Raw genomic sequence first — 12,918 nt, 5'->3', positions numbered from 1 at the left:
GGCCAAGTTGGGCAGGTATGCCTCGGGCCGGGCCTCGGCCAGCCGCCGTCGAATCGCGACGGCCTCCTCGATCGCGGCCAGGCCCTCCTCCCACCGACCCAGCTCACCCAGGTCGACCGACAGGTTGGTCAGCGACATGGCTAGGTCGGGCAGGAACGCCTCGGGCCGGTCCTCGGCCAGCCGCCGGTAGACGGCGAGGGCCTCCTCGTTCGCGGCCAGGCCCTCCTCTAGCCGACCCAGCCCACCCAGGTCGACCGACAGGTTGGTCAGCGCCCCGGCCAGGTCGGACAGGAACTCCTCGGGCCGGGCCTCGGCCAGCCGCCGGTAGACATCGACGGCCTCCTCGCTCGCGGCCAGGCCCTCCTCCCACCGGCCCAGCTCACCCAACCGCGCGGAAAGGTTGGTCAGCGCGTGCGCGAGATTGGATAGAGCATCGTCGGAGAAGGCGGATTTCCGCAGACGGGTGACAGATGTCTGTTGCAGTTCGGCGGCGAGATCGAGCAGGCGGGTGCTGTAGCGAGGCAGCTCGTCGATCACGTCGGCGAGCCGGGCGGCGTCGAGCTGATCCGCTGCGTCGGTGAGCGCTCGGAGCAGCTCGGGTGGGCTGGGGGTTTCGATCGCGACCCGTACCGCGGGCACGGCCCGGCTGGCCGGATCGCTGACGATCAGCCGGTAGACGAGGTCGGCGAGGTTGTGCCTGGTCGCGGAGGCCCGAGCCAACACCGTGAACGCCTGGTAGATCTGCCCAGCGCTGGCGCCGCCGAGCAACTGTCCGGGTCTGTCGGCTCCCTCATCTTGTTCGACGGCGCGGGCAACGAAGTGTTCCGCGACCCGGTCGGGTACCACCCCACCCCACCGGCTGTCGGGCCGGTCGGCGGGCGGCGGGTAGAGGTCGGCCAGCCAGCGCGCGGCCCGGTCCCGCACGTCATAGGCAAACCCATCCGTGCCGGCGAAACCCGGCAACCGGGCCAGGGTGGCCATCGCCTCCTGGTGGGACGCGGCGCCACACAGCGTCGCGGCCAAGACCCCGTCGGCCAGCGTCGACCGGGCACGGTCGATGCCCCGGTCATGGGCCGCTCGGATCCAGTAGTCCTCTTCGTGGCGCAGCAGCCGATCCGCGACCCGATCCCAGGACCCGGCCCCCCCGGCGAGGAGTCCGAGGGCCGGCCAGCATCGAGCAGGGCGACCAGCGCCGCCATGTGCACAGCAAGAACCTGCCCGAAATCATCCCCATCCAGGCGGGGAGGGACGATCGCGGCGGCGCGGGCTGGCCAGTCCACCGTGGGGTCGACCTCGTCGAGGCGGGCCGACAGCGCTTCGACCGCTTCCGCGAACGCCTCCCGGCGACCGGCGACCGTGACGTCCACCGACGCCAAGGCCGCGACCTCGGCTGCCTCTGCCAGGTCGTGCCGGCGGGACAGGTCCATCCACCAGTCCCCGGCGGTGCGCGCGACCAGGAGGAGCCGGACCGGCCGGCGGCTGGCCCGATCTTCCAGCAGGCCCAGCAGCCGGTCGAGGAAGCCGCTGTGGGTTTCGGCGTAGTCCACGACGACCAGCACCGGCCGGTCCGTGGCCGCCACCTCGTCGACAGCCGCCTGTTCACTGGGGATAGCCAGGCCAACTACCCACCCCGCCTCCCGCATCCGCACGCACAGCTCACGGGCGAAACGGGTTTTGCCCTGCCCACCCGGACCGGTCAACAGCCGCACTGCGGTGTCCCCGACGCTGTGGCACCAGTCGGCGAACTCGGTCAGCAGCTCTTCGCTAACACCCCGCAGACCCACAACGGCGGAGTCGGCCCGCAGAAGCTGCGCCGGCGTTCGTAGCCGGGTCAGCCTGGGCTGGTTGGTGAGCAGACCAACTAGCTCGACGGACTGCCAGCTGACCTCGCCACCATCCGCCGCTACCAGCCGGCGGAACTCGCCGTCGGCCAGCAACGTCTCCGCCGGTACCGCCGAGAGGCGGCCCCCGGCGAACCCACGCAGATCAGCGATCACGACCCCGACCAACAGCCACCCAGCCCCGCCACCCTGGCGATCCGCGGAGGCGAACAGGGCGGCCCCCGACATGCTCGCCCACGGCGACAGCTCACCGTCGCGCGGCCCAGCCAACGGCGGCGGGTCATCGACGTTCACGTCATAGCGGTCACTCACCAGCCCACCCAGCGGATTGACGTGCCCTACCAGCTGGTTCGTCTCCCGCACCGCATCGCCCTCACGCAGCACCCGGGGAAAGCCGACCCCCTGACACGCGATCCCACCCGTCCGACCCGTGAACACCCCCCACCGCAGCCGATCCACCGGCGGCCCGCTCCACCCATCGGACACGATCTGGACCAACGCGGCGTCCACCCCCGCCCGCGACGCCGGCCACACCACACGACCCTCCGCCTCGACCCGCCCGCCCGGACCGACCCCGACACGAAGACGCACTCGGCCCGCTGGCGCATCACCGTCAGGAAAGACCACGTGCGCGGCCGTCAACACCAGCCGCGATGTCACCAACAGGCCCGAGCCGACCCGCTCCCGCCCATCGGCGCGAACTGCCCGCACCTCGACGACCTGGCCAGACGGTGCGCCGACTCCACCCCCCATAGCCACGCCCCGTTACCGCGAGCTACTCGTCGTCGCCGATCAGCGACCGATCACCCGTAGTCGGATCAACCGGCGCCAACCGCACCGTCAGCCGATGCGACGACGTCGAGGACCGCTGCCCACCCGCACCAATCGACACCACACCAATCCGGACCCCGCATCCGCCTTACCGCCAGCCGCAACCTCCACACCCAGCTCCAACTCAATCGGCTCAGCCGCGAACCGGATCGGCGAACCCACACCAGCCGCCTGCGCGGCGACCAACTCCGCCCGAACCGCCCCGATCGCCTCCGCCAACCCCACCCACGGCTCAGACACTAAGGCCCCCGAATCCACGTGACGAATCATGCGAGAAGTAGCAAGACTATCGCGCACTGCCACAACGCCCGGCAACGTTGTCTAGGCCGACCACCAGCCGCAGATCCGGCACCCAAGCCAAAGCCCACGGCAGCCGCCAACAGACGACCGCGAGCCGGCCCCGCCATGGGAGCTGGAATGACTCGACGCGTCGCTCCTGCGGGTCCGGACCGGGCGCTCTGGGCGGTAGCGGACGGTTCGGCCGTCATGGTCGCCGTATCGGGGTGAGGCAATGCAGCGTGCCGAGCTTCATCTCCTACACCCCCGACTCGTGCGGCTGGAGACGCTGCCGGACGCGCTCGTTCTCGCGGGCGGCCAGGACTCACGCGGCGAGCTTCCCTACCGGGCCGCCGCGTCGCTGGCCGCTCGCCTCGGCACGGAACTCCAGCACGTCCCCGGTGGCCACGTCGGCCTGACCACGCACCCCGCCGAGGTCGCCGAACACCTGCGCAGGCCCTCCGTACCTCGATCTGAATCCAGCTCGCTCGGGGCAGGTCATCCGCCCGCGGCGCCCTCGGCCTCCCAGCGCAGCAGGTCGCCGGGCTGGCAGTTGAGCACCTCGCATAGGGCGGCGAGGGTCGCGAAGCGCAGCGCCTTGGCGCGGCCGTTCTTGAGGACCGCCAGGTTGGCGGGAGTGATCCCTACCCGGTCCGCGAGCTCGCCGACGGACATCTTCCGCCGGGCGAGCATCACGTCGATGTCGACGGCGATCGGCATCAGATCACCTCGTCCAGCTCGGCCTCGTAGTTGAGCACTACATGAGCATCGGGTCGCGAGCTATTTGAGCAGTCACCCTCAGTGACGGCGGCGCGTGATCCCTGTGGCTTCCATCGGTGGTGCTGGGTGTCGCGGCCGGAGGTGGGACGGGTCGCCGCCCTCGGCGAACAGAGCCTCCACATCGACCCAGCCCGACGCGGAGGGCGTTCAGCCGGGCTTTTCCATGTCGACGAACTCCACAGGCCCGTAACCGTCGAACGTCTCGGTATGCCGGCCGGTTTCGGCGAAACCGAGGCGCCGGTACAGGCGGATGGCGCGTTCGTTGAAGGCCGCGACATCGAGCACCACGCGGCACCGGCCGTAGATAGGGCGGGCGAACTCCAGGCCCGCCAACACGAACTGCTCGCCGAGCCCGCGACCAGTGAGATCCGGCCGCAGGCCAAACCCGTAGAACAGCCCGTCGTCGACCGGCTCGAAGAAGTAGAAGCCGATGAGGGCGCCATCGTCGTCGCGCACGGCGAAGAAGAGCTCCGGGTTCTTCACGGGCAGGCCGTCACTGTCGTAGAAGTCGTAAGGCGGGTAGTAACGCCAGGCGTCGCGTTCGCGGAACATGGCGTCGTCCGCCGGTTCGATCCTCACAGGTCCCGCCCGTCCCGAGCACCGGTGCACTCCATCAGCGCGATTCTCCCACGGCACGCGCTGGCTGGACGCCGCCATGGAAGCTGGCTGTACCGGGTCCGCTGGGCGCGGCGGGCAGGCCGTCCAGCGACGTCGAACCCCTCCTCAGTCTCCTCCACCGGACCCAAAATGCGGTCACGTTCAGTAGCTGACGGTGGGACTCCGCTCCCGGCAGCACTAGCAAGAACTGCTCAACTGGCTCCGCCGCGGGACCGGAGTTCTGCTCACGTAAGCTGCGAACCCCAAGGATCGGCTGCTCATCTTCGTTCGATCCCTACATGGGCGCTGGCGAGCTGGCGTTGCCGAAAGGTCGTCGACGCCACCAGGGAGTGCTGCCGCGCGGCTTCCGCTCCTCGCCGCCGGGGGCGGCTGCGGTGCGGGTCCGCTTGCCCTCGAAGCATGGGCGAGGGCCAGGCGGCCGGCTACAGCGCGCCCAGCGCCGCGAGCACGGCGAGCGCCAGGCCCAGCGCGCCGGCGAACGCGGCCCCACCGCGCAGCGTCGCACCGGGCAGGCTGGCTCCGTCGGCACGGGCGAGGATGCCGGCGATGACGGCGAGCGCCGCGCACAGCGCGACGAGAAGTCGAACAACGACGGGGTCAGGCACCGCGGGTCTCCTTGATCGTGACCACTCCCCTTTTGGGGATGGATCACGACCTGCGGCGCCCGCTTCGCTTCCTACCGATCACCGACGTCGATCGTCAACACATCGGCGGCACGGATAAGAGGCAAGTAGCTGCCGACCGTCAGCGGCTGCCACAACTGCTTCGGGTTACACAACGCTGGTACTCCCGAGTCTTGGTCCACTCGGGTACAGACAGCGGGCCGCTGACCTGCGTCGCTGTCACCCGGCGACCTGCCCAATAGGCAGGCCCCTGGTCGGGCCCGCGCACAGGCCCCCGGTCGGGTACGCCGATGGGCCTGTTGTACGTTCTCCCGTTGATCTTCATATTCCCGCCGAGCACTTCATCTTCCCCGGGGAGATGAAGAGACCCAGGTAGGTGGATCTTCGGTTGCCAACGGCGTCGCGCCTTCGAGGACATGCGAGATCACTATCGCGCCCTAGATCGTGATCTCGCGCCTTCCTATCGTCACAGATGGGAGCGTTGAGAGGATTTCCGATCATGGCGCGGCCGGTGGAAGCTGACTCTGTCCGGCTGCGGCTGCGCCGGGTCGACGGTGTCCGCAAGGTTGACCTGGATCGGTGGGTGCCAGTCGGGTTCGACGGTGTGCTGCCGTGGCGGACCTTCCGGTGGCGTGGAGGGCAGGCACATTATTCGGGTCTGTACTGGTCGGCGGTCATGGGCGGACATGTCGGCTATGAGTCGCGTCTGGAGCTCGCCTGGCTGCTGATGGCAGATCGGGACAGCCGGCCACGGCTGAGGGCGGGGCCGGGGCGAGCGTACAAGGGATCACACGTCCACCCCTAGATCGGCACTTTCTGTCTTCTTATCGTCGCGATGAGGAGCCTTTGGGGGTGTCATGACATGGCGCGGTCGGCGGGTGCGGCGGAGACCGTTCGGCTCCGGGTGCGCCGGGCCCACGGCGTGGACGAGGTCGACCTCGACCGCCCGATGGCGATCGGGTTTGACGGTGCGCTGCCGTGGCGAGCGTTCCGGTGGCGGCAGGGTCAGGCTCACTACTCGGGCCTGTACTGGTCCGCGGTGACGGGCGGTCATGTCGGCTACGAGTCGCGGCTGGAGTTGGCCTGGTTGCTGCTGGCAGACCGAGACCCGTGTCTCCGGCAGGTCGTGTCGCAGCCGTTCAACACCAGCTGGTCGCGAACGTCGACGGCATGGTGCGCCGCCATGTCCCCGACTTCGTGGCGGTGCGAGCGGACGGGCTGATTTCAGTCATCGACGTCAAGCCGCGCCGGCGCCTCGCCAGCGGGGAGGTCGCGTTCACCCTTGGTTGGACCGAGCAGGTGGCGACGGCGCAGGGCTGGGCGTTCGAGGTTTTCAGCGAACCCGATCCGGTGGTGCTTGACAACGAGCCGGTACGCGGGTGTCCACACCCAGGACAACAGCTGGCTCGTCGGCGACCGGGGTGAACGACCCGAACCTGCCTCCGGCTGCCCCGGTTGCCAGCATCAGCCACGGAAGCGGCCACGTTGCGACGCCAGGCGCCCCGCTCCGATCAGGGATGGCGTGGGGTTTCGCCGTGGCCCTGTGGGTAATGCTCGGCGTGGTTGGTCAGCCTGTCTTGCTGATCGTTCATCGTCGGGTCGTTGACGTTGCGGACGGCAAAGTGCGGCCCGCCCCTACAAGAGATGCCGCGACGGAGGTCGACAAGATGACGCGAACTGAGCAGGGGAAAGGCGCGGTGATCGTCACCGGCGCCAGCCGGGGTATAGGTGCCGCGATCGCCCAGAAGCTGGCCGAGGACGGGTACGGCGTGGTGGTCAACTACGCGGCGGACGCGGCCGGCGCCGAATCGGTGGTCTCGGCCATCTGTGGACGCGGCGGCCGGGCCATCGCCGTGCGCGCGGACGTGGCGGCACCGGATGCCGTCGCGGACATGTTCGAACGCGCCCAGCGTGAGCTGGGGCTGCTGGCCGCACTGGTCAACAACGCCGGGACAACCGGCAAGCAGGCACGCATCGACGAGCAGGACGCGCACCACCTGACCCGGCTGATGCAGGTCAACGTCGTGGGCCCCATGATCTGCGCCGGGCACGCCGTCCGAGCGATGTCGACCGCACACGGCGGCACCGGCGGCTCCATCGTCAACATCGCCTCGATCGCCGCCCAGGCGGCGTTCCCCGACGTCGAAGGAGTCGTGCCGTACGAGGCCACGAAAGGCGCCGTGGTGACGTTCAGCCGTGGTCTGTCCAACGAGGTCGCCCCCGAAGGGATCCGTGTCAACAGCGTCTCGCCAGGCGCTATCGACACGGAAATGGCCGCGGCCACCCCAGGAGGGCAGGAGGTCGGCGCGAGCAGCCCGCTCGGTCGCATGGGCCGCCCCGAAGAGATCGCCGACGCTGTGTCGTGGCTGGTCTCGCCGGCGGCATCGTACGTCACCGGCACCGATATCACCGTGTCCGGCGGGCGATGACCTGGCCAGGATCGTGACGAAGACCGGCCCCGCGGCCGAGGGAGTTGCTCCCGGTTACGAGGTCATCGGCTTCATCCACGAGCGCGCCAGTCACGCCAAGTACGGGGTCCGAGAAGTTCGAGGCGATGGCCGCACTCGACGCGCTGGTCGAGCCGGAAACCCGTGGAGATCCGGAGTCGCCGCTGCGGTGGACGACGAAGTCGACGCGGCACCTGGCCCGCGAGCTGACCCGGGCGGGGCATGCGGTCAGCCATTCCGTCGTCGCCAAGATCCTGAAGTCGGCGGGCTACAGCCTGCAGTCGACCCGCAAGGCCCTGGAAGGCGCGCAGAGCCCCGACCGCGACGCCCAGTTCCGGTACCTGAACACCACCGCGGCGGCGTACCTGGCCGCCGGTGACCCGGTGATCAGCGTCGACACGAAGAAGAAGGAGCTGGTCGGGCGCTTCACCGCGTCTGTCGTCGTGGGTTCTCCGATGGGCCACAACTCGCGACTGCGCCAACCGTTCGATCATGAATGATCGCTGTTCGGGCCTCGGGTGGCCGGGCCGTGGTCATCACGCCGGACGCGGCGATGACGGCGCCCGCTTCGAGATCATCCAAACGATCATCCGTGACGAGACCGCGACCTGGCCAACTACCCCCGCTAGCGCCGAGAACCAGCCACGAGATCTGCCCGGCTGACATGCCCGGCGGCGGACGGTTCGGCCGTCACCGCCGCCGTATCAGGGATGAAGGCGAGAAACATCCGCTGCTTCGCGTGGCTACGCAGCCGGTCGGAAGAGTTCCTGTGCCACCCCGGACGGTCGGGCCAGCCCGTGCGCCGCATCGGAAGTAGCGGGCTGTAGCGTGCCAAAACTCGATTCGGGGGCGTGACCTGGGGTTTCGCTGTTCGGTCAGGCGGCCTGGTGGTACTCGTTGATCACGCCTCCGAGGACCTTGCGGCGGTGGATCGGGCCGTCGAGGGGTGTGACGGTGGCCAGGTCGTGGTTCGGTGGTCGTTGGTCTCGTCTTTGGTGGGGTCGGTGGTCGTTGTAGTGGCGGGCGTACTGGTCGAGCACGGTGGTGGCGTGGCGTTCGCCGTAGAGGAGGATCCGGTCGGTGCACTACTGACGGACCGATGGGATGAACCGCTCCGCGTAGCAGTTCGCCCGCGGAGCCCGCGGGGGAGTCCGCACGACCTGGATGCCTTCGGAGGCGAACACGTCGTCGAACGACCTCGTGTATTTCGCGTCTCGGTCGCGGATGAGGAACCGGAACGCGTCGAGCCGCCCGTCGAGGTCCATGACGAGTTGGCGTGCTTGTTGGGTGACCCAGGGTCCGGTCGGGTGGGCCGTCGCGCCAAGGATGTGGACGCGCCACGTCTGGATCTCCATGACGAACAGCATTCTGTGGAATCTGGCCCCTAGAAGATCGTTCCCGATGCGCTCGGACCTGTCGGGTACGAGCCTCGAAACGCCGGCTATGTCGGAATCGACCTGGGCAAAAGCAAGAACGGCATCGAAGGAAGAAGATCCACTCGGTGATGCGCAGATCGTGCGGCCAGATTCCACGTTACTAATACGTACAGCCGGCGTAGCGCGATCGTGTCTATGCGGAAGAAGTCGGTGGCGAGCAGGCCGCTGGCCTGGGCTCGCAGGAAGGTTCGCCAGCTGGTGTCGGCGTGGCGACGTGGCGCCGGGCCGAGACCCGCACCGGCGAGGATCCGGCGGACCGTACCCGCGCCGATCCGATGGCCCAGGCCGAACAGTTCGCCCGGGACACGGCGATGACCCCAGGTCGGGTTGTCGCGGGCGAGGCGGATCACCAGCCCCTGCAGTTCCTCATCTATTGGCGGGCGGCCCATCCGGTGCGGGTAGGTCCACTGTCGGCGGACCAGGCGGCGATGCCACGCCAGCAACGTCGCCGGGGTCACCAGGCGGTGTGCCCGGACCTCCCGGGGCAGCAACCGGGCCAATGCGGCCAGGATCGCGCGATCAGGCCAGGTGAACCGGGGCCGCCGGACCTGGCGGCGTAGGACCGAGACCTCATGACGCGGCACCAGCAGCTCCGACGTCCTCGCCGCGTCGCTGTGCGTCAGCAGGACCAGCCAGCCGAACACCCGAACCATCGCGAGATACGTCAGCCGCACCACCATGAATCACGATCATGCACCACCGTGGCGGACAGCGAAGCCGCAGTTCAAGGGCCGGAACTCGAGTTCTGGCACGGTACAGGGTGAAGGCGCCGCGGCGCGAGCCGGCGATGACCTCGTACACGCCTGCAGCTTCGCCGGCGCCACCCCCGTGCTGATGGCCGACGGCACCACCAAACCCATCGACCAGATCCACGCCGGCGACCAGGTCCTTGCCACCAACCCCGAAACCGGGGAACAGGCAGCGAAGACGGTCGTCCACGTCTGGGTCCACAACGACACCCTTACCGACCTCCTCTTCGCCGACGGTACGGTGCTGACCACCACCGAGGACCACCCGTTCTGGTCCGCCACCGACCACCGCTTCGAACGCGCCGACCAACTTGCCTCCGGCGAGAAACTGCTACGCGCCGACGGCCGCGAGGCGACAAGTATCCGGCCTCGAGCCCGGGACCAGCCGCCAGGCACCCGCCTACAACCTCACCGTCACCGACCTCCACACGTACTATGTACTCGCAGGAAAAACGCCGGTCCTGGTTCACAACACAGATCCAGCGTGCGATGTGTCGATTTACAAGGCGCCAGCCAAGGGGGCGACAGGCAAGTTGCTGAAAGATGGCTTTGATCCGGCGGACTTTCCTGGGTCTGGGAACGGATATCCCGACGGAAGAGCCTACTTTGGGCCCCACGACGAGGGCAGAGAAATAGCGCTCGACTATGCAAGCCGCGGGCAATACGACTCGGCTGTGATCCACATTCGAATCCCGAAAGCCGACTTCGACCGCTATTTCAGTCAGCACGTAGGCTCTCACAACGGAGTTCCTGGGACCGAAGTGGCCATCCCGAACACCCTGTTTAACATCTTGAACCAATACCCGAGATCGCTGGTCGGGTGATGAACCTGCATGAGCTGGAGGAGGGTGAACGCCGACTCATTGGGACTCTGGTGTCAGGCAGTATAGTTGCGGTCCTTCGGTGGGGAGTTATTGTTGATCTTGGATTGTCGCGAGTTGGACTGATCGACGCCCTGTATATCGATGATGAAGATGAGTATCAGGCTGGATCGCAAGTGAGTGGCTATTTGGACTCGTATGACGAAAAGAAAGACAAGTTTATCCTCAGACCACCCCATCAAACGTCGCTGGCTGAGCGACTTAGAAGTAAGGGGTACAACGTTTAGCCCGCGTCATGCATGGAATCGACGCCGCCATACTGTAGGCGGTGGGTAACTGTCCGGGTCGCTGATTCAAACCCCAGGGCGATAACTTGGATATTAGGGCACATGTTGTTGAAAATAGAGGAGATAGTGAATTCATCTCGACTTCTACTGGTGGGAATGCTGGTAGGTGGACCCATCCGAGCGTATCTGTGCAGGTCGCGGGCCCATGGCAGTCCAGCTACTTGGATTCTGTTTAGTAGAGGACGCAGGGGGCGGCCGAAGAGTTTGCGCTTGATGCCCAAATGGGTGATGAAACGAATATCTACAAGCTGCGAGGCAGTGGTATTGACGTGAACGCTTACTGCGGCGCCGAATCTCCCTACCCCTGGGAGGGGAGATTGCAGTTCCTGGAAAAATCTATCCACACGATATCGAAGGAGTTTGGAATCACCTCGGAGAATGGATCCAAAATCCTGGATTTCGACGGTGATTTGGACCGAGGTTGAGCTGTCAGTAGTCAACCGTGGCGTGATCGAACCGGCACGGGTGCGCTTCGCCGCAGGTGGCACCTGCTTCGTAGAGATAGTGCTCGAGTCGGGCGATCACTGCTGACGTTTCGTTGGCCGCCCGAGCGACAGAGATATCTATGCTGCTTCCTCGCGCGGTCGGCGAATCTCATGCGTCGGGCGGTGGGGGTCCCGCCGCCATCGCCCGAGATCAGTGCCGCCGACTACCACCGCTGTGATCCGCAGGGAACCCAGCAGTCGGCCACCATTTGTCCTCCATGGTGACTGCGGCGATCAGGGCGATGCGGTGGGTGTCGACGCTGTTCGGACCAGCACGATCCGCCGGCCAGGCGTGCGAAGTTGCCGGCCCGGGGATCGACACCCGGCCCGATCCCGCGCCGGACCCGCACCAGCGGGGTGGCTCCGTGCCGGCTCCGGCTTCACGCCACGGAGCCTCGGGCGCTGCCAGGCCTCGTGCTCGAACGTGGTCACGGCCGCGATCCCGTGGTTGCGCCATACCTCGACCGACACGCTGGATCGGTAGCTGACACGACCGGCCTGGCTACGGCGGTTTGATTTGGCCCCGGTAGGGCGGCTTAAGTTCTAGCGGTGTTGCAACACCAGTACCGAAAGGTGTTGCAGTGACCGGATCCCGACGGACGTGTGAAACCTGACTTCCGCCGTGATCGCGGCTTGATCGCCGTGGCGGGTCGCTGACGCGAAGATTCGTGACCGGTCGCTGATAGCTGGGCAGGTGGAGTTGCCGGCGCGTTGTCGCGCGCCGGCTGCCGGCTGCCGGTGAGGTCAGGATGCGGTGTCGAGGGTGACGCGGTAGCCCATGGTCTCGAGTTGGCGGACGGCGCGGGTTCTGGCTCTTTCGGGGTTGAGGCGGGTGTAGTAGTCGGCGCCGGGGTCCTGGTAGGTGGTGGCGGTGGTGGCCATGTGCCAGATCGCGGTGAGCATCGCGTGCTGGACCGCGACGTTGGCTTTCTGGGGTCCGCGCCGGGTGGCGATGCGGCGGTAGCGGGCTCCGAGGTAGGTGCGCGTGTTGTGGGCGCAGGCCATCGCGGCGGCACCGAGGGCTGCGGGATCTGCCAGCGGCGGATGCAGGGCAGCTGGAACAACGGCAAACCTCACTACCGCTGCGTCTTCCCCGACCAGTATGCCCTCGCCAACCACGTGCAGCACCCCCGCAGCGTCTACGTCCGCGAGGAACTCATCGTCGCCCACCTCGACGGCTGGCTCGCCCGCGCCTTCACCCCACCCCGGCTGCACACGACCATCGCCGCCCTCACCGCCGCCCAGGACGACGACACCACCATCAGCCACGACGACGACCTCGCCCAGGCATGGCGGACGATCACCGACTGCGACCTCAAGCTCGAGCGCTACCGGCTCGCCCTCGAAGCCGGCACCGACCCCGCCCTCGTCGCCCGCTGGACCGCCAAAGCCAACACCGAACGCGCCGCCGCCCAGGCCCGCCTGCGCGCGACCACCGGCCGCAAGCGCATGACAGAAGACGAGATCACCGATTTGGTCGCTGCCGTGGGCGACATCGTCGCCGCCGTGGCCGAGGCCGACCCAGCGGACAAAGCCGAGATCTACGCCCAGCTCGGACTCCAGCTCACCTACGAACCAGGAGCACACCGAGTGATCGCCGAGGCCAAGCCTCCGGCGATCATGTACGAGGGAGAGTGTCCGAGGGGGGAGTCGGACACTACGCA

The 12,918-nt window shown here is 67.5% G+C and carries 10 protein-coding genes and 7 pseudogenes; 7 read left to right on the top strand and 10 right to left on the bottom strand.

Going from position 1 to position 12,918, the window contains the following annotated elements; genetic code table 11:
• From BCD48_RS13630 to BCD48_RS13610, 7 genes and pseudogenes are all read right to left on the bottom strand, one after another.
• Positions 1-981: tetratricopeptide repeat protein (locus tag BCD48_RS13630; RefSeq protein WP_206745010.1), on the bottom strand; the 981-nt coding region annotated here is incomplete at its 3' end.
• 503 nt (positions 982-1,484) lie between these two features.
• Positions 1,485-2,069 (bottom strand): annotated as a pseudogene (locus BCD48_RS56580) (P-loop NTPase); the annotation flags it as partial.
• A gap of 547 nt (positions 2,070-2,616) precedes the next feature.
• Positions 2,617-2,942, bottom strand: a pseudogene (locus BCD48_RS56575) (trypco2 family protein).
• Between the two features lie 331 nt (positions 2,943-3,273).
• Positions 3,274-3,396, bottom strand: a complete 123-nt coding sequence (locus BCD48_RS56570) for a hypothetical protein (RefSeq protein ID WP_274536524.1) — start codon at positions 3,394-3,396, stop codon at positions 3,274-3,276.
• Between the two features lie 50 nt (positions 3,397-3,446).
• Positions 3,447-3,668: a helix-turn-helix domain-containing protein gene (locus BCD48_RS13620; protein WP_071048736.1), complete on the bottom strand. Its 222-nt coding sequence runs from the start codon at positions 3,666-3,668 to the stop codon at positions 3,447-3,449.
• A 207-nt stretch (positions 3,669-3,875) separates the two neighbouring features.
• On the bottom strand, positions 3,876-4,385 hold the full coding sequence (locus BCD48_RS13615; protein ID WP_241841705.1) for a GNAT family N-acetyltransferase: 510 nt from the start codon (positions 4,383-4,385) through the stop codon (positions 3,876-3,878).
• Positions 4,386-4,768: 383 nt separating this feature from the next.
• A complete protein-coding gene (locus BCD48_RS13610) occupies positions 4,769-4,951 on the bottom strand; it encodes a hypothetical protein (RefSeq protein WP_071048734.1) in 183 nt (60 codons plus the stop codon).
• Between the two features lie 529 nt (positions 4,952-5,480).
• Here BCD48_RS13610 and BCD48_RS56565 point away from each other — a divergent pair.
• From BCD48_RS56565 to BCD48_RS13590, 4 genes and pseudogenes are all read left to right on the top strand, one after another.
• The gene (locus BCD48_RS56565) at positions 5,481-5,774 is read left to right on the top strand and encodes a hypothetical protein (protein ID WP_198543230.1); all 294 of its coding nucleotides are present in this window, start codon (positions 5,481-5,483) and stop codon (positions 5,772-5,774) included.
• A 365-nt stretch (positions 5,775-6,139) separates the two neighbouring features.
• Positions 6,140-6,394 (top strand): hypothetical protein, encoded by a 255-nt coding sequence (locus BCD48_RS50635; RefSeq protein ID WP_131803977.1) that lies wholly within the window; start codon positions 6,140-6,142, stop codon positions 6,392-6,394.
• On the top strand, positions 6,391-7,398 hold the full coding sequence (locus BCD48_RS13595; protein WP_241841704.1) for a glucose 1-dehydrogenase: 1,008 nt from the start codon (positions 6,391-6,393) through the stop codon (positions 7,396-7,398). Before BCD48_RS50635 ends, BCD48_RS13595 begins: the two co-directional genes overlap by 4 nt.
• A 131-nt stretch (positions 7,399-7,529) precedes the next feature.
• A pseudogene (locus BCD48_RS13590) lies at positions 7,530-7,844 on the top strand (ISAzo13-like element transposase-related protein); the annotation flags it as partial.
• 447 nt (positions 7,845-8,291) lie between these two features.
• Here the strand turns inward: BCD48_RS13590 and BCD48_RS56560 are convergent.
• Both BCD48_RS56560 and BCD48_RS13580 read right to left on the bottom strand, forming a co-directional pair.
• Positions 8,292-8,780 (bottom strand): annotated as a pseudogene (locus tag BCD48_RS56560) (integrase core domain-containing protein); the annotation flags it as partial.
• 176 nt (positions 8,781-8,956) lie between these two features.
• A pseudogene (locus tag BCD48_RS13580) lies at positions 8,957-9,532 on the bottom strand (transposase family protein); the annotation flags it as partial.
• On the opposite strand from BCD48_RS13580, the pseudogene BCD48_RS56555 reads away from it, so the two are divergent.
• Together BCD48_RS56555 and BCD48_RS56550 are read left to right on the top strand one after the other, a co-directional pair.
• Positions 9,531-9,926: pseudogene (locus tag BCD48_RS56555) on the top strand (Hint domain-containing protein); the annotation flags it as partial. The pseudogenes BCD48_RS13580 and BCD48_RS56555 overlap by 2 nt on opposite strands.
• Positions 9,913-10,425 (top strand): hypothetical protein, encoded by a 513-nt coding sequence (locus BCD48_RS56550; protein ID WP_083418587.1) that lies wholly within the window; start codon positions 9,913-9,915, stop codon positions 10,423-10,425. The pseudogene BCD48_RS56555 and the gene BCD48_RS56550, both read left to right, overlap by 14 nt.
• 1,573 nt (positions 10,426-11,998) lie before the next feature.
• Here BCD48_RS56550 and BCD48_RS13575 read toward each other — a convergent pair.
• Positions 11,999-12,277, bottom strand: a pseudogene (locus tag BCD48_RS13575) (IS110 family transposase); the annotation flags it as partial.
• Here BCD48_RS13575 and BCD48_RS13570 point away from each other — a divergent pair.
• The coding region (locus BCD48_RS13570) for a recombinase zinc ribbon domain-containing protein (RefSeq protein ID WP_198543229.1) at positions 12,245-12,918 on the top strand (674 nt) is incomplete at its 3' end. The pseudogene BCD48_RS13575 and the gene BCD48_RS13570 overlap by 33 nt on opposite strands.

Source organism: Pseudofrankia coriaricola, assembly GCF_001854805.1.
GTDB lineage: Bacteria > Actinomycetota > Actinomycetes > Frankiales > Frankiaceae > Pseudofrankia.
Note: the sequence above shows the minus strand (reverse complement) of the source record. Positions and strands in the feature narration are given on the sequence as shown.